The organism is Brasilonema angustatum (assembly GCF_059505445.1).
This window is the reverse complement of record NZ_JCACKO010000132.1, coordinates 142661-159038: the sequence shown is the minus strand read 5'-3', so window position 1 is coordinate 159038 and position 16378 is coordinate 142661. Positions and strand designations below refer to the sequence as shown.

Annotated in this window: 16 protein-coding genes; 8 read left to right on the top strand and 8 right to left on the bottom strand. The window is 42.0% G+C overall.

Features of this window, described 5'->3' with window-relative positions:
- Positions 1 to 140: 140 nt before the first annotated feature.
- Together AC5JM2_RS23395 and AC5JM2_RS23390 are read right to left on the bottom strand one after the other, a co-directional pair.
- Positions 141 to 557 carry a DUF1824 family protein gene (locus tag AC5JM2_RS23395; protein WP_210615929.1) on the bottom strand — a complete coding sequence of 139 codons (417 nt, stop codon included), beginning with the start codon at positions 555 to 557 and terminating at the stop codon, positions 141 to 143.
- 79 nt (positions 558 to 636) lie between these two features.
- The gene (locus AC5JM2_RS23390) at positions 637 to 1479 is read right to left on the bottom strand and encodes a prohibitin family protein (RefSeq protein ID WP_495837212.1); all 843 of its coding nucleotides are present in this window, start codon (positions 1477 to 1479) and stop codon (positions 637 to 639) included.
- Between the two features lie 123 nt (positions 1480 to 1602).
- On the opposite strand from AC5JM2_RS23390, the gene AC5JM2_RS23385 reads away from it, so the two are divergent.
- The 7 genes from AC5JM2_RS23385 to AC5JM2_RS23355 all read left to right on the top strand — a co-directional run bounded on the left by AC5JM2_RS23385 (position 1603) and on the right by AC5JM2_RS23355 (position 9927).
- A complete protein-coding gene (locus tag AC5JM2_RS23385) occupies positions 1603 to 3438 on the top strand; it encodes an ABC transporter ATP-binding protein (protein ID WP_495837211.1) in 1836 nt (611 codons plus the stop codon).
- A gap of 42 nt (positions 3439 to 3480) precedes the next feature.
- Entirely contained in the window at positions 3481 to 3924 is a 444-nt protein-coding gene (gene ccmS, locus AC5JM2_RS23380; RefSeq protein ID WP_495837210.1) for a beta-carboxysome assembly chaperone CcmS, read from the top strand.
- Between the two features lie 89 nt (positions 3925 to 4013).
- Complete coding sequence (locus AC5JM2_RS23375; protein WP_495837209.1) at positions 4014 to 4694, top strand: serine/threonine protein kinase; 681 nt, start codon at positions 4014 to 4016, stop codon at positions 4692 to 4694.
- A gap of 535 nt (positions 4695 to 5229) precedes the next feature.
- Entirely contained in the window at positions 5230 to 6525 is a 1296-nt protein-coding gene (locus tag AC5JM2_RS23370; RefSeq protein ID WP_495837208.1) for a glycoside hydrolase family 10-like protein, read from the top strand.
- A gap of 511 nt (positions 6526 to 7036) precedes the next feature.
- Positions 7037 to 7933 (top strand): glycosyltransferase family 2 protein, encoded by an 897-nt coding sequence (locus AC5JM2_RS23365; protein ID WP_495837207.1) that lies wholly within the window; start codon positions 7037 to 7039, stop codon positions 7931 to 7933.
- Between the two features lie 702 nt (positions 7934 to 8635).
- Complete coding sequence (locus AC5JM2_RS23360) at positions 8636 to 9610, top strand: sodium-dependent bicarbonate transport family permease (RefSeq protein WP_495837206.1); 975 nt, start codon at positions 8636 to 8638, stop codon at positions 9608 to 9610.
- A 5-nt stretch (positions 9611 to 9615) separates the two neighbouring features.
- Complete coding sequence (locus AC5JM2_RS23355) at positions 9616 to 9927, top strand: P-II family nitrogen regulator (RefSeq protein ID WP_495837205.1); 312 nt, start codon at positions 9616 to 9618, stop codon at positions 9925 to 9927.
- A gap of 587 nt (positions 9928 to 10514) precedes the next feature.
- Here the strand turns inward: AC5JM2_RS23355 and AC5JM2_RS23350 are convergent.
- The 6 genes from AC5JM2_RS23350 to AC5JM2_RS23325 form a co-directional block, all read right to left on the bottom strand.
- Positions 10515 to 11078, bottom strand: coding sequence for a Uma2 family endonuclease (locus tag AC5JM2_RS23350; RefSeq protein WP_495837204.1), 564 nt, complete (start codon positions 11076 to 11078; stop codon positions 10515 to 10517).
- A gap of 252 nt (positions 11079 to 11330) precedes the next feature.
- Entirely contained in the window at positions 11331 to 12401 is a 1071-nt protein-coding gene (locus tag AC5JM2_RS23345) for a toll/interleukin-1 receptor domain-containing protein (RefSeq protein ID WP_495837203.1), read from the bottom strand.
- Between the two features lie 30 nt (positions 12402 to 12431).
- A complete protein-coding gene (locus AC5JM2_RS23340) occupies positions 12432 to 13157 on the bottom strand; it encodes a TIR domain-containing protein (RefSeq protein WP_495837202.1) in 726 nt (241 codons plus the stop codon).
- A gap of 163 nt (positions 13158 to 13320) precedes the next feature.
- A complete protein-coding gene (locus AC5JM2_RS23335) occupies positions 13321 to 13488 on the bottom strand; it encodes a hypothetical protein (protein ID WP_495837201.1) in 168 nt (55 codons plus the stop codon).
- 105 nt (positions 13489 to 13593) lie between these two features.
- A complete protein-coding gene (locus AC5JM2_RS23330; protein WP_495837200.1) occupies positions 13594 to 13857 on the bottom strand; it encodes a hypothetical protein in 264 nt (87 codons plus the stop codon).
- A complete protein-coding gene (locus AC5JM2_RS23325; RefSeq protein WP_495837199.1) occupies positions 13854 to 14174 on the bottom strand; it encodes a DUF433 domain-containing protein in 321 nt (106 codons plus the stop codon). The genes AC5JM2_RS23330 and AC5JM2_RS23325 overlap by 4 nt, the downstream gene beginning before the upstream one ends.
- A 411-nt stretch (positions 14175 to 14585) precedes the next feature.
- Here AC5JM2_RS23325 and AC5JM2_RS23320 point away from each other — a divergent pair, with 411 nt between their 5' ends.
- Positions 14586 to 16244 (top strand): RluA family pseudouridine synthase, encoded by a 1659-nt coding sequence (locus AC5JM2_RS23320; RefSeq protein ID WP_495837198.1) that lies wholly within the window; start codon positions 14586 to 14588, stop codon positions 16242 to 16244.
- Positions 16245 to 16378 lie beyond the last annotated feature (134 nt).

Genomic DNA, 16378 nt, shown 5'->3' with positions numbered 1-16378 from the left:
TTTAAGTTTTAGATTTGAACTACAGACAGACACTGATAAACGCAGATAATTATCTATTTTATCAGCGTCCGTCTGCGTGTATCTGGAGTTACAATTTTAGAGTGCGCTATGGGCAAAGGTGAACAATGCCTACCCTACTATTAAACAAATAAATCAAGGGGTAAATGCCCGTACATTTCGTTAATTCCACTTTGAGAGTAAGACTGGCAAGAAACTAGTACGCCCCGATGATGTCCTGAGTAAGAATCCAGATGGCATATACCATTTTTGCCGTTTAATTTTATGTAAACAGGACCTTCAATCTCAGGTAAATTGCTTGGTGGTTCATAACCAAAAGCATAAGAATATGTTTTCATCGCTAGTATTCCTTCTTCTGGTGTATCAGCACAAATACCTAATATTTGGTAATCAGAAATGTTAGCTAGCAAAACTAAAGCTTGACGAGTTAAGGTCTTTTCTGATGGCTTGAGGTTGGGAGGAATGTCTATACAGTTAAATTTATTGAGAATCTTTTTGGCGTCTTGAATAGTGAGATTACTCTGATTATTGCTTGACATAATTTTTTTATTATTCCTTGATGTTCTCTATCTGCTTCTTAAGTAGGGTACACACCCTGATTCAGGGTGAAAATTGTGATTAATCTTGCATATTAGCGAAATTAAAGAGAAATGGTACACTACTTTTTGTATCACCACTCATAACGAGGACTTTTGGCATCTGAGCACCTCCACTCTTCCAAGCTTCGATCGCTTCTTTTTGCAGAACCAACTGTCCACCTTGAGCTTTTAAAGTTTCAGCTAAAAGTCTTTGAGCTTCCGCTTTTCCCTTGGCACGGTTGATCTCTGCTTGAGCCTCTTGTTCAGCTTCTCGGGCTATATATACAGCTCTTTGTGCTCTTTGCTCTGCGATTTGTTTTTCTTCAACTGCCCTAGCGAATTCTGGAGAAAATGTTAAATCAACCACACTGGTATCTAACACGATTATTCCATATTTATCTAAGCGTTGCCCCAATGCTGCATCAAAGTCTTCTTTCAACTCATTTCTTTTTGTAATCGCCTCCTCAACTGTTCTTTTAGCAGCTGCAATTTTAAATGATTCTTGAGTTTGAGGTGCAATAATTTTGTTGACAATATTTTCTAGACTTCCTTGTGTCCTTCTGATATTAACGACTTGTGTGGGATCAATACGAAAGTTAATAGCAAATCTGGCAGATAGGGTTTGCAAATCCTTTGTTGAACTTTCTGCTGGAACCTCAAACTTTTGCACAGTCAAATCATACACATCTACTCTGGAGATGAAGGGCGGTATAACGTGAATACCCTCGATTAATGCTCCATCTGTGGCTTTACCCAAAATACTAAGTACTCCTGCTTGGCCTGGATTTATAATAATAAAGGAATTAAAGCTAAAAATGACAAGTATTGCTGCCACAATTCCTGCGACTAAAGTTTGCCAATTCCCCAATGACTGATTTTTCAACTCGTTATCTCCTTTGCATTTTCAGACAACTCTTGTTAATGGTGATACCTCACTGCCCATCTTTGTGACACACTTGGTAGTTAATTGTGGTAACATTTTAGATTCACGCATCTACAAACAACTGTGGCTAAGGTATTCAAATCTCATCGGGCATCGAAAAGACAAGCACACGCAGTAGGTGATCGTCAGATATCGTCCCCAAGTCACCCCTTCATGCGCCTGTTAAATTACGGACACCAGTATCGTAAACGAATTTGGCTGGCAACGACTTGTTCTATCTTGAATAAACTTTTTGATTTGGCACCACCTGCATTAATTGGCGTCGCAGTGGATGTGGTAGTAAAGCGGCAAGATTCTATCATCGCTCAATGGGGAGTGAAAGATGTTTTTGGGCAATTTTTTATTATTTCGTTCCTGACTGTGATCATCTGGATACTAGAATCGGTTTTTGAATACGCTTACGAAAGGCTTTGGCGTAATTTGGCACAGGACATTCAGCATGATTTGCGTCTGGATGCTTATGAACATTTACAAGAGTTAGAACTCGCATATTTTGAAGAACGCAGTACAGGTGGTTTGATGTCTATTCTCAGTGATGATATCAACCAATTGGAACGTTTTTTAAATGTTGGGGCAAATGATATTCTCCAAGTTGTCACAACAGTTGTCATTATAGGTGGTGCTTTCTTTATTTTGGCTCCTAGTGTTGCCTGGATGGCAATATTGCCGATACCATTTATTCTTTGGGGTTCGTTTGCTTTTCAAAAATTACTCGCACCTCGCTATGCTGATGTCAGAGAAAAGGTTAGTCTTCTCAACTCGCGTCTTGTGAATAATTTGAGCGGTATTACTACTATTAAAAGTTTTACCTCCGAAGATTACGAAATTTCACGTTTAACAAAAGAAAGTGAGGCATATCGCCGCAGTAACGCTAAAGCAATTAAACTTTCATCTGGATTTGTTCCCTTAATCCGGATGTTGATTTTGGTGAGTTTTACAGCATTATTGCTGTTTGGCGGAATTGCAGCAGCGAATGGCAAAATATCTGTCGGTACATACAGTGTACTATTATTTCTCGTCCAGCGGTTACTCTGGCCTTTAACAAGATTAGGTGATACTTTTGACCAATATCAAAGAGCAATGGCTTCCACAAATCGAGTGATGAATTTGTTGGATACTCCTTTGGCTATTCATACGGGAGAAATACATTTACCGACTGATACAGTACGCGGTGAAGTGGAGTTCAAAAATGTCACTTTTGCTTATAAAGATAGGTTACCAGTTGTGACAAATCTATCTTTGCAGGTTCCAGCGGGCAAAACAATCGCTATTGTTGGTTCTACTGGTTCTGGTAAAAGCACTTTGGTAAAACTTCTATTGCGATTGTATGAAGTGCAATCAGGAACAATGACTCTTGATGGGATTGATATACAACAGTTGAATCTACAGGATTTACGCCGTTGCATTGGTTTGGTCAGTCAGGATGTTTTCTTATTTCATGGTACTGTAGCAGAAAATATTGCCTATGGCAGTTTTGAAGCATCAGATGATCAAATCATGACAGCCGCTAAAATCGCTGAAGCACACGAATTTGTTATGCAATTGCCTCAAGGATATGAGACGATTGTCGGCGAACGAGGACAAAAGTTATCTGGTGGACAACGACAGCGAATTGCTATTGCCCGCGCCATCTTAAAGAATCCACCGATTTTAATTTTAGATGAAGCGACATCAGCAGTGGATAATGAGACAGAGGCAGCAATTCAGCGATCGCTAGAACATATTACTGTCAATCGAACAACAATTGCGATCGCACACCGTCTTTCCACCATCCGCAATGCTTCACGCATCTATGTCATGGAATACGGACAATTTGTGGAATCCGGAACTCATCAAGAACTACTGGACAAAAACGGAGTTTATGCGAGTCTGTGGCGCGTGCAGTCAGGTTTGAGGTAAACTTTTCAAAAATCCAAAATATATCCAAAATATAAAATTACTATGATGTTTGCTTCCACCCAATCTCAATCACCAAACGACGAGTGGCGTCGCCAGTTAAATAGATTCGTCAAAGAAAATCAACAGGAATTAGCAGCGCTGTCTTGGGGTTTGTGGTTAGAAAATGGTGACGGTAAGGGTACGATTGGTATTGATTTGCAACCAACACCACACTTTGTTTATTGTCCGAAAGAAGCTATAGAACAACTCAATAGCACAGTTGAGAACAGACTTCAGGAAATTTTAGGGATTGTGAAGCACTATAAACCAGAAGTAGAAGTTGTCATGATCGCAATTGCCAAAGACCAAGTCAAGTTAATTTATTTTGAACCAGAACTTGCACCACCAGCTTGTTATGAAGGAGTTGGTAAAGACGTAGATACTTTATTAGAACATTTGGAACAGGTCTTGAGCAAGCAGTTCAACGCTGAACAATCAGCACAGTAATCAAATTACAACATTGGGAAAAATCAAGGTCAGAAAAACGCTACTATATGGAAAAATTCCATTCTTATTTGTAGTAACTGGAACCCAGTATGGATGGATCACACATGAATCGGCTAATCGAGAGTGTCCACCAAGACCTACTTCCTCGGTTCCAAATTGAAAGCGTAGACCCCCACGACCCAGTCAAAGTCCGCCATATGCCCAAACCCTGGCAACTTCTTGGGGCGGGGAACTACGCCGCAGTGGTTTCTCACCCAGACTACCCTGAGTTCGTGGTAAAAATTTATGCACCCGGACGCCCCGGTTTTTCTGAGGAGGTAGAGGTCTACCGCCGCCTGGGTTCCCATCCTGCTTTCTCTGAATGTCTGTATGCCAATGATGGCTTTTTAATCTTAAAGCGGTTGCATGGAGTGACTCTCTACGACTGTATGCAGCGTGGTCTACGGATACCGAAGCAGGTGATACAGGAAATTGACCAAGCCCTAGATTATGCCCGTAAGCGCGGTCTCCACCCCCATGATGTCCACGGACGCAATGTGATGATGTACAAAGGTAGGGGACTAGTCGTGGACATCTCGGACTTTCTGCATGAGGAGGCTTGCTCAAAGTGGGATGACCTGAAAAAGGGATACTACTGGCTGTACCGCCCCTTCCTCTCCCCACTTCGGATACGGATACCCTACTTTGTCTTGGATGTTGTTCGCAGGAGTTATCGCTTCTTGATCCGCTTAGTTTCACGCCTAAAGCAACTCAAAAGCAGACGCTTTTAGCGGTACTAGTACCGCAAGGCGGAAGTCAAAAATGCCCTTGTGAGAACCCTTGAAAGGAGAAAGGTTAAAGGGAAAGGGATTAAAAAATTTTTCTCCTTTTCCCCCTTTACCCCCCAAGCATTTTCTTGGCGAACTACTAAAAGAAAACGATTAGTAATTATCACTAGTAAAGAGTTATATATAAAACCTACATTTCTAAAAGTGCGGTTATGATTAATGAGTTTCTACGGTAGCAAAAATAACTTTTTTAATCCAAGAAGTTATATGCAATTGCACGGTCGGCGCTGAGCGAATAGTAATCGCTATTTATACAAAAGCAACAGTTGGCACTTATGACCTACTAATTACGTCAACTATCTTGCTGTGCTAAATCTGCTTTGGTTTTTCTGATGCAGTTATTTCATGCGCAGCTTTTACTGAGGGACTACCAATTCATGAATTTTTTTAAGAAGCACAAAAACTTGTAGACTGGATCATGAGTATATTGTATCACAAAAGTTACCAGTGGTGTGAGGTAGCTAATGTATTCAAGCATATGAAATTGCGTTTGATTCCTCAAGCTTGGTGGCGAATGTACAGATTGCAACGTCATAGAGGACGAGTGCTCAAGCGTCTTTTCCCATTGTTATTTTTGGTATCATTTGTGACGGTACTACTAGTAAACAGCCTCACCCCTGCGATCGCCCAAGAAGCAGCTCCCTCTGGAAGCATCCCGCAGCCACCCCGTCAGGAAATTCGTGGGGTTTGGATGACTAATAACGATTTTGACACGCTCAGGAATCGTGCCAAGGTACAGGATGCAGTTAATCAATTGAGACGGCTGAACTTCAACACGATTTATCCTGTGGTGTGGAATTCTGGATATGTGATGTATCCCAGCGCGATCGCAAAAGGTGCAGGTATTCAGCCCTTTGTGTTACGAGGCTCAGATGGACATGATATTCTTGCAGATCTGATTGCCCAAGCACATCGCCAAAACTTGCTCGCAATTCCTTGGTTTGAGTTTGGCTTCATGGCTCCCCCAACGTCAGAACTGGCGTTGAATCATCCGGATTGGCTCACACAAAAACGGGATGGTAGCGAAACTTCGATTAGTGCAGCTGGTGAAGTTGCATGGCTTAATCCCTTCCATCCAAAAGTGCAACAGTTTATTAGCGATCTCGTGCTGGAAATTGTCACTCAATATGATGTTGACGGCATTCAGTTTGACGATCATATGAGTTTGCCGTACGAATTTGGCTACGATAAATACACAGTTGCATTGTATAGTCAGGAAACTAAAAACAATCCCCCAGCTAATGCCCAAGATGCGGCATGGATGCGCTGGCGAGCAGATAAAATCACGGCGTTTATGGTACAACTCAATCAAGCTGTCAAAGCAAGAAAACCCAATGTGATTTTCTCTGTTTCCCCCAATTATTACGACTTTGCTTACAAGTTTCAACTACAAGATTGGCTCAGTTGGGTGCAGCAAAATATAGTCGATGAGCTGATTGTGCAAGTTTATCGTCCCAACCTTGCGAGTTTTACCGCAACAATTTCTCGTCCAGAAATTCAACAAGTGCAGCAAATCATTCCAACTGGAATTGGTATTATGGCAGGATCCCAAAAGAGCTCAGTATCAATGCAGCAAATTTCTTCCCAGGTACGGGCTGCCCAAGAACGTGGTTTGGGTGTGGCTTTCTTCTACTACCAAAGCCTCTGGAACTCTGCCCCAGAACCTGCCAAACAGCGACAGGCTACATTTCAAACTCTTTTTTGGACTCCCGCACTCCGCGCTAGAGCCAGAATTGAATTACCTTTGAGCACAACAAGTGCACAAGAACCGTAGCGATCTTAAATCATGAGCTTTGCAGGCACGCTGCGCGCTCCGTGAACAACAAGATTCCCGACAACTTTTAAAGGAGTCGGGAATCTGAGCCTGCGCTCTGCGCTTAAAAACAAAGTAGTTTGTACATTCTTCTTCCCTGTTAAGCGTTAAGCGTTAAGCGTTCCCTACCCCAACGAATAATTTCACAACTCATTTAGGATTGGTATATATATTTGATAGAATGTGTAAAATTTAGAGATTAGCAACAGGTTAAAAAGCAATTTTGACTATTAAAATAAAATGTGTTAGACGTTAAATTACAGTTACGTTTTTTCCTCAAAATGATGCTGTTAGACAGATAGATCCCTCCGTATTATCTCGTAATTTTTTTCAGAAATCAAATATGATTCCTATATATTTTATAGAATGTGTAAAATTTAGAGATTAGCAACAGGTTAAAAAGCAATTTTGACTATTAAAATAAAATGTGTTAGGCGTTGAATTACAGTTACGTTTTTTCCTCAAAACGGTCATGAATACTCAACCTTTATTTTCTATCATTGTTCCTGTATATCAAACAGAACGCTTTCTGGAACAATGCTTAGGGTCTCTAAAGAATCAGTATTTGAGAGATTTTGAGTGTATTGTAGTGAACGATGGCAGCAAAGGAACGAGAACAGAAGATTGGTACAGAGATCAGGATACTGATTGGAAATCGAAACTGAGTATACTCAATATAGAAAACCGATTTCAATGTAAGTATATCTTTGATCAGATTGTAGGTGATGACCTAAGATTCAAATATGTTGAACAATCTAACAAAGGTGTATCTGTAGCCCGCAACACTGCTATCAAATTAGCAATAGGTAAAAATATTATTTTTGTCGATTCAGATGACTGGATATTACCCAATCATTTGGATAATATTGTTAAAGTGATTGAAAAGCAAAAAAACCAGCCTAACTTCACTTTTAGTTTGATTACTAGAGCCTACAACACGGGGCGCACAATTAAACGTCCGATTCCACGTAGTTTCAACTTAGCAAACCTAAGTTATTCCCATTTCGCATGGTCTTGGAACAGCGTTTATGACCTGGACTTTTTACAGAAGTACGGGCTGGTTTTTGACGAAAAGTTAGGTTATGGTGCTCAGAACTTTTCTGGAGCAGTATCAGTTAAAAAGGAGGATGTTCTTTTTAGCTATGACCATTTTTACGCTCTACATAGAGAATATAACCTTAAACATGTAAGGTTTGTGGACTACCTACAGACATATATGTACAGGGATGTTGCTAAAGCTGAGAAAAAAGCTTTAGATGATATGCTAAATGGTGAGCAAGCCTTTCTAAGGTATCTGCGCAATAAGTACGAAAATGAAGATATTCCTCTCTCTGCAAAAATTGCTCTAGCCTGTCAGTATCGTGAGTAACCAGAATACTGGACAACGCAAGTTGTTGGAGACCTCAGCATAAGAGAATGTCTCAAAAGTTTTAGATCACTGATTTTAATAACGCAAGTTGCTTTAACATCAAACGAATTATTGCGACATACAGCAGTTTTCACCTAAATGAACCACACCGTTTGTAGGGGTGCAATGTCATTCACTTCCACGACTGTGGTCTATTTACCTGGAAATGGCTGTAAATAAAAGCCTCTGAAGTTTGCGGTAAAATCTTTACCGCGATATCCTCTATCAACCCAAATCCGATCAGACCGTTATCGAAACCGTAGGAAAAGATTTAGTTTGAGGTTTAATCTGATCCCAAATTTGTATAATTATGAACCTCACATATTTTTACAAATTGTATAAAAAAAACTTATGTAAAGCCAAGCGCGATGCTCCAGCAGAGAGCGCTAGCATTGCTGATCGCAGACCAAAAGCTATTAACTTTTCGTTTTCCCGACTTTTGCAAAAGGTTTAATGAAATTTCTTTGTTGCGAAAGTGCCTAAAAACAAGGGTTAGAGATTATTATCAGCCAAAATTGAGAACACAAAGCTATAGAGATACTTCGTCACTCAATTGACATAAGGTCACAGTACGCGATACATCATGATTCAAGGGTTACATGAGTTTCTCACAATGCAAAGTTTTCTAAATTTTCCGTTGCATCACTATAAGGAGAGATAGACATGGATGCTAGTTTGATCATATCCAACATTTTGAATCCGCCAGTTCTGTTTTTCTTTTTAGGGATGATTGCTGTTTTTGTCAAGTCCGATCTGGAAATTCCTCCCCCTGCGCCTAAACTTCTTTCGCTTTATCTGCTGTTTGCGATTGGGTTTAAGGGGGGAGTAGAACTGGTGAAAAGTGGAATCACTCAGGAAGTGGTTCTGACACTTTTAGCAGCAGTGTTAATGGCTTGTTTTGTCCCGATTTACACCTTTTTTATTTTAAAGCTGAAGCTGGATATTTATGATGCTGCAGCGATCGCCGCAACCTACGGCTCTATCAGTGCTGTCACCTTCATCACCGCGAGTGCTTTTCTAACTGAACTTAGCATTCCTTATGATGGCTACATGGTAGCAGCTCTTGCTCTGATGGAATCTCCAGCGATCATTGTTGGTCTGATCCTGGTAAATTTATTTACCCTTGAGAAAGGCAAGTCGCGAGAGTTTTCTTGGCCCGAAGTGTTACGAGATGCGTTTCTGAACAGTTCAGTCTTTCTACTAGTCGGTAGTGTCCTGATTGGATTCTTGACCGGAGAACATGGTTGGAAAGTTTTGGAACCCTTTACTCAAGGATTGTTCTATGGAGTTCTCACCTTCTTTTTACTCGATATGGGATTGGTGGCTGCTAGAAGAATTAAAGACTTGCAAAAAACAGGATTTTTCCTGATTTCATTTGCAATTCTGATTCCAATACTGAATGCAGCTATTGGGTTAGCGATCGCCAAATTGCTTAATCTGCCTCAAGGAAATGCACTCTTGTTCGCCGTACTATGTGCCAGCGCCTCTTACATCGCTGTCCCAGCAGCCATGCGGTTGACTGTTCCGGAAGCGAATCCCAGCTTGTACGTTTCTACGGCTCTGGCAGTAACATTCCCATTCAATATTATTGTGGGAATTCCAGTGTATCTGTACGTAATTAAATTGTTTTGGAGCTAATAATAATGCACCTAGTTAAAAGGATAGAAATTATTGCCAACTCCTTTGAGCTTGGCAAAATTTTAGATCGTTTAGATAAGTCAGGTGTAAACGGTCATATTGTAATCCGAAATGTTGCAGGCAAAGGATTACGAGGAAGAGCCGAAGATTTAGACATGACGATGCTCGATAATGTTTACATCCTCGCGTTCTGTACGCCTGAGGAAATCAAGCCTGTTGTAGAAAACCTCAAACCTCTGCTGAATAAGTTTGGAGGCACCTGTTATATCTCCGATGTCATGGAGATTAGCTCTGTAAAATGTGTCGCGTCAATGTGAGGCAATCATGAACCCAATCAAGTGTTTCATCACTTAAAAATAGCCGACATTACAACCCATCCTTAAAGAATAGAGATACGATAATCTACTGTCTGAAGAAAATTTTTACTAACCATTAGAAAATGGAGAGATTTTTATCAACTGTTCAACCGATACACCAATACGATTCAGTTAAGGGTTGATCCTCCCTAGCCCTCCTTAAAAAGGAGGGAACTGAGCAAGCTTTTTTAGCTACGGTGTACACACATCTCGTTTAAAACCTCACCCTCGCTTGAATCGGCGCTAAAATATTTCCCTCTCCTTAGTAAGGAGAGGGATGCCCGATAGGGCAGGGTGAGGTTCCAAATTTTGGGTAATTCGAGGACTTGTGTGTACACGGTAGGTTTTTAAAGGGATTGGGGGATCTTAAATATTACTAACTGAACTATAGCGGTTCTCACTTCGGTGCAATACAGTCGTCACCTCACCCCGCATTTGCTGACGCAAACGCTCCCCTCTCCTTAGCAAGGAGAGGGGTTGGGGGTGAGGTTGAAAAATGTACTTCATGTAAAAGAGAATCGCTATATTCAACCGATACACTTGTTTGTTTAATCCAATAGCCAACCAAACAAATCTCCAACTGTCAGAGCCAAATCTCTAGCAAACTCTGGCACTGGTAAACGTGTTTCTGGTTGATCAAAAACATCTGTTGGTTGATCCGGCAAATAAACAAATACTGATTGTTCTTCTGGATCAACTAACCACCCCATCCGAGTTTTAGACTTCAAGCAGTGTAATATATTTTTTGTAACTTTCGTTTGGCTTTGGTCGGGCGAAAGAATTTCAATTGTCCAATCGGGGGCTAGTTGAAAGCTATTAGCAACTTCGCCATTCTCATCACGCGGAATCCTCGCCCAAGAAAACACAGTCACATCTGGCACTATTGAGCGTCCGCCAAATGTACAACGAAGTTCAGAAAATGCTCGTGCAATTCGCCGGGGTTTAAGAACTGCATTAATAGCAGTGGATAATTCAGTCTGAATCGTGCTGTGCTTACCTTGCGGCATTGGTTTTTGGATAATATGCCCGTCAACATACTCGCTAGCAGGCTCAGTTTCTGGCAGTTTCAGAAACTCCTCCAATGTTATAGCAATACTTGGTGTTTGTACCATCTGAGTTCACCTTCAAGCGAGTTAGATAGAGAGCATCCCAATTTAGCAAGAATTATGTTTGTCATTGCGTTAGCGCAATGACAAACACGTTTTTGAAAAATTGGGATGCTCCCCTGTGCAAGTGGTCTAAATCGGAAATCATGTATCTTAATAAGAGATAAAGTTAATATATCTTGATGATTTTTTGTATGCTGATCGCACACCGTTTACATTAATAAAACTGAGAATATTCTACCCACCAAATAAACACCCTCAAAAACCCTTCTTTTTATTCTTATAATTCTCTAAGTTTTTACGATACAGCGTACTACTAGGATCGAGGCGAACAGCTATTTCCAGTTCTGCGATCGCTTCTTCGAGTTTGCCTTGATTTTTCAGCGCTGACCCCAGGTTATTGTGAGCATTTGGATAATTTGGGTCGATTTGCAAGACTTTACGGAAAGAGGCGATCGCTTCATCGAATTTGTCTTGATAGTACAGCGCAATCCCCAGGTTATTGTGAGCATTTGGATAATTTGGGTCGATTTGCAAGGCTTTACGGAAAGAGGCGATCGCTTCATCGAGTTTGCCTTGAGCGGACAGCGCATTCCCCAGGGCATTGTGAGCATCTGTATAATTTGGGTCGATTTGCAAAGCTTTACGGAAAGAGGCGATCGCTTCATCGAATTTGCCTTGATAGTACAGCGCAATCCCCAGGTTCTTGTGAGCCAGTACAGAGTTTGGATGAAGGCTGAGGACTGCTTTGTATATAAGGACTGCTTCCTCAAACTTTTTACCTTCGCGTAAACGATCTGCTTCATTAATCAGCCTTGTGACTTGATATTGGCGATCGTCCAGTTCTTGTGGAGTTTGTTGAGGGGGTGAGTAATTCGGGCTAGCAAGTAATTGCGCGATTGCCTCCCGAATTCCCTTGATAACTTCTAAGAATGCTTTATCTCGATCATTCCAGCTTTTTATCGGTTCGCGATTTCTTGGCAGTGGGGACAGTTCATCAATGGGAGGAGTTTCCCAATCTGCATAACGCAGTAACACTGGGATAACACTAGCTTTTTCTGCTGCATTTTGCTCTAAAGCTCGTGTAACTTCAACTGTCCAGTGATATTCCGAAGCAATAAAATCTGGACTCACTAACAACAGGATAAGCCCAGCTTGGTTAAGATACTTATTAATTTCACCTTTGAATTCTTGCCCCGCGACGATTTTGCGATCGCTCCAACTAATAATAGTTTGTTCCCGCCGCAAAGACGCTAGATGCTTTTCTAACTCTTCGCGAAAGTCCTCATCCTTTTGGTGGTAAGAAATAAAAACTTCAATAGATGTCATAGGGGGTATTATTTATATATATTAAGATAACTACACAAGCTTTTGCTCGATTTCCTGAAGCTGTTGATCTAACCGATTTAGTTCTGTTTCGCTTTCCTGAATTTGTTTCTCTAGCTTAAACTTTATCGCTGTATCTGTTTCAATCAAGTATGCTTGGCGCAGCTTACCTAATTTTGTGCTCACCAAATCATACTGTTGCTGCACTGAACTGTGTTGTTCTTCTAACCTGCGGCGTTGGCGTAGGCTTAATCCACCGCTCGTTATCCCTGGTGTAGCAGTTTCAGAAGCGGTTGAAGAGGTTTTTGATTTCACCATATCTTCAACTACTCTGCGAATTTCTTGAGCAATATTCAAAAAAGCTTCATCTTTGTCTTGCCAAGTCGTCACAGCTTTGGCATTTTTAGGGAGTGCTTGCAGTTTGGCAAAAGGTGCATTTCTCCAGTCTACTGGCTTGAGAATAATCGGAATCACGCGAGCTTCTCTTGCCTCATGTCGTTCCATTGCTCGCTGCATCTCAATATCGTAGCAGTAATCTGAATCCAGAAAGTTAGCGCTCACCAGCAATAAAATAATATCTGCAGCGTTAAGATTGTCATCGATCGCATTTGCCCATTCCCCACCAGCACTGATTTCCCGATCATGCCAAGCTGAAATCACTCCCTGACGTTTCATCACGCTCAGATGAGTTGCCAATTCGTCTCGCAAAACTTCATCTTTATGGGAGTAGGAAAAAAATACTTTAACTGGATTGGACATATTCTTTAACAGTGAACAGTGAACAGTAAACAGTTATCAGTTAAATCCTTGGGTTGCGCGTCCCCCACCAATTGGTGGAAAACGTTGTGGCGGATCCAAATCCCCCAGCATACGCTGTCAGGACTGATAACTGATAACTGATTTAAATCTACTTTTTTTTTATTCATATAATAGTTTTCTCAACATAAGCATTCAGAAACACGAGTTGGTTCGCCATCTCCTTGGCTGACTTATCAGCAGCTAATTTGAGCAAACCGCGTAACTGCTGTCCAACCGAGTATTGTTGTTGCGGTGCGAGAACTATGCCAGCATGAGTTCTTTGTTGAACCACAAACTCACCGTGCAATCTGCAAAAATCCCTAATGTTGAAGCTATAAATGACTCGCCCTTGCTCAACTGCCCAAATTAATTCAGGACTTACGCAAAGTCGAGAATGTCATACTGAGCGAAACGGAGTGTAGCGAAGTATCTTGGAGATTCTGAGTCCCAAGGGGACACGCTTCGCGAACGTTTCGCTAACGCTACACTCAGAATGACAGTTTGTCGTTAAAATGCGTAAGTCCTGTAATTGTTCTTCATCGGGATATCCTAATCTATCAGCATCCGCGACTGTAACGATATCCAAATCTGCATTTCGCAGAGCTTGTATCAACGCCTGTTTAATCGTGTCTTCATCCAAGTACAAGCAAATTCGGCTCACGACAGATTTCCTGCTTTATACTCAGCTTCGAGGCGACGACATTCCTCGTTGTAGGCTGCAAATTCGGCGTCAAGCGATTCTTTGTTGGCATAATAGTACGCCAAAGCGCTATAAATCCCTGCAAGCGTCAAGTGCAGTTTATCTTCCAAAATTTCTTCAGGCGTGACACCTGCTTTTATCTCATTCACGATATACTGAACCGTAATGCGAGTTTCGGCGATGCGGGGACGACCACCGCAAGTTCCCGGCGTACGGACAATTAATGTACCAATGTCGGTAATGGTTTGCATTGCTAATTTGCTAAACTTTGCTTCCATAATTAAGAACTCTAGTACTTATCATAAACTAGGGGTGTAAGGGGGTAAGGGGAGCCAGTGCGTTGGGCGGGTTTCCCGACTTGTAGACGCCCGAAGAGCGGCTTTCCGTAGGGTAGCACCTGGCGTTGTAAGGGTGTAGGGGAACCCCATCGATTTGGGGGGTTGAAATAAGGACGCCTTAACTTCAGTACTACTTATCTCGAAATACTTTTCTTTTGTTTCCATTATTAAAATAAGGGGCTTGCGTCCTTGTTGGTTCCGGGGTAGGGGTGTACCACATCCGAGAGTGCGCCCCTCTTAGGGGCTAGAAAATTTCTCTTCCCCTTACACCCCTACACCCCCATACCCTTACACCCCTTTCTTGCTGATCACATATGGAAAACAACTAGATTTGCAACAATACCTTCTACGATGGTTCTGCATCCGCTTTCAGATTTTATAGACTCCAATTCCCCAGTCAGCAACTCATCTCCTAACTATTGGTACCAAGGGCGTTGTCCTCAAACGGGCGAACTACTGCGACTACCCCGCACTCGTTTGGTAGAGGCGATCGCCTACAATTTGATGCAACACCTTGCCACTGATAACCGTTATTCCTCTGAAGGAAAGATGTACGGGGTATTACTGATTGAACTGCCGACTGGCGAACAAAGGATACTCAAAGCTTTCTCCGGTCTTTTGAATGGCGACAGCGTAGTTGAGGGTTGGGTACCGCCGATTCCGGGACGAAAGCAAGTTGCTTTAGAGGAAACCAGCACACTATCTGAATTGGATGCTATTAAGCAGGAACTGATTACCCTCAAGCAACTTCCCGAACGGCTGCAGTATGAAACGCATACGAGTGAGTTTGAGTTGCGCTTACAACAAATGAGCGATCGCCATCAAGATTGCAAAAACAAGCGTATCGAAAAACGCCAGATACTCTGCGAAACTCTGGCGGGAGAAACACTTCACTTTGCTCTTGAACAACTTAACGAAGAAAGCCGCCGAGAAGGAATTGAACGAAAGCAACTCAAACGCCAACGAGATGAAAAGTTGCAGCCGCTTCAGCAGTTGATAGCTGTAGCAGATACGCGAATTCGGGAACTAAAACAACAACGTAAACAACTATCCCGCCAACTCCAGGCGCAGATGCACGCTGCTTACACCCTGATGAATTTTCTCGGACAATCCCTCTCGTTGCAGCAATTAATACCAGGAGGTATGCCCACTGGCACAGGAGATTGTTGTGCGCCAAAGCTACTCCACTACGCAGCAACGCATCATTTCAAACCGTTGGCAATGGCAGAGTTTTGGTGGGGTTCCTCTTCTACTGATCAAGATAAAGTGCAAGGAGAATTTTACGGTGCTTGTGCAGAGCGCTGTCAACCATTGATGGGGTTTCTGCTGTCAGGATTGTCTCAGAGGAAATCGAATGCAAATGTTAGCACAACTGAGCAAACATTACCCATTGTTTACGAAGATGAATGGTTAATTGTTGTAAACAAACCCTCGGGATTACTATCAGTTCCAGGTCGTTATTTTGACACTCAAGACAGTGTTCTGAGTCGTTTGCGTTATCTCCTAGCGGATGGTGTCATCCTCAATGCCGTGCATCGGTTGGATCAAGAAACTTCTGGTATTCTTGTGTTGGCTCGCGATTTACAAATATATCGTCAGCTGAGTCAGCAGTTTCAGCAACGGCAGGTTCACAAAGTTTATGAAGCCGTACTTTCCGGTTTGCTCACGACTGAGCAAGGTGTAATTGAATTACCACTATGGGGCAATCCTGAAAATCGTCCTTATCAGCAAGTTGATTGGCAATATGGAAAACCCAGCGTGACTCACTTTCAGATGATAGCAGTTGAGGGAAACTACACTCGCGTCGAGTTGACGCCACTAACAGGACGTACCCATCAGTTGAGAGTTCACGCTGCTGATGTCAAAGGACTTGGGGTACCTATTTTGGGCGATCGCCTTTATGGATGTCGTGCAGCCGCAAGTCGGTTACATCTACATGCCAGGGAAATTTGTTTTGAGCATCCGCAGTTGGGAAAAACCATTCATCTACAAGCAAAGACGCCATTTTAGATCAATACAGTTCAGTTAAGGATTGATCCTCCCTAGCCCTCCTTAAAAAGGAGGGAACTAATACCAATTTGAAAAAAGAATGCGACAGATACACATTCCCAAACCCTTGTTTAGTCTTGGCTTTCTTCCGGATT

Coding starts and splice junctions, on each gene's coding strand:
- AC5JM2_RS23340 (WP_495837202.1), bottom strand. CDS start 13,157: ATGTCCAATCCAGTTAAAGTATTTTTTTCCTACTCCCATAAAGATGAA.
- AC5JM2_RS23395 (WP_210615929.1), bottom strand. CDS start 557: ATGTCAAGCAATAATCAGAGTAATCTCACTATTCAAGACGCCAAAAAG.
- AC5JM2_RS23375 (WP_495837209.1), top strand. CDS start 4,014: ATGGATGGATCACACATGAATCGGCTAATCGAGAGTGTCCACCAAGAC.
- AC5JM2_RS23350 (WP_495837204.1), bottom strand. CDS start 11,078: ATGGTACAAACACCAAGTATTGCTATAACATTGGAGGAGTTTCTGAAA.
- AC5JM2_RS23365 (WP_495837207.1), top strand. CDS start 7,037: ATGAATACTCAACCTTTATTTTCTATCATTGTTCCTGTATATCAAACA.
- AC5JM2_RS23370 (WP_495837208.1), top strand. CDS start 5,230: ATGAAATTGCGTTTGATTCCTCAAGCTTGGTGGCGAATGTACAGATTG.
- AC5JM2_RS23360 (WP_495837206.1), top strand. CDS start 8,636: ATGGATGCTAGTTTGATCATATCCAACATTTTGAATCCGCCAGTTCTG.
- AC5JM2_RS23355 (WP_495837205.1), top strand. CDS start 9,616: ATGCACCTAGTTAAAAGGATAGAAATTATTGCCAACTCCTTTGAGCTT.
- AC5JM2_RS23345 (WP_495837203.1), bottom strand. CDS start 12,401: ATGACATCTATTGAAGTTTTTATTTCTTACCACCAAAAGGATGAGGAC.
- AC5JM2_RS23325 (WP_495837199.1), bottom strand. CDS start 14,174: ATGGAAGCAAAGTTTAGCAAATTAGCAATGCAAACCATTACCGACATT.
- ccmS (WP_495837210.1), top strand. CDS start 3,481: ATGATGTTTGCTTCCACCCAATCTCAATCACCAAACGACGAGTGGCGT.
- AC5JM2_RS23320 (WP_495837198.1), top strand. CDS start 14,586: ATGGTTCTGCATCCGCTTTCAGATTTTATAGACTCCAATTCCCCAGTC.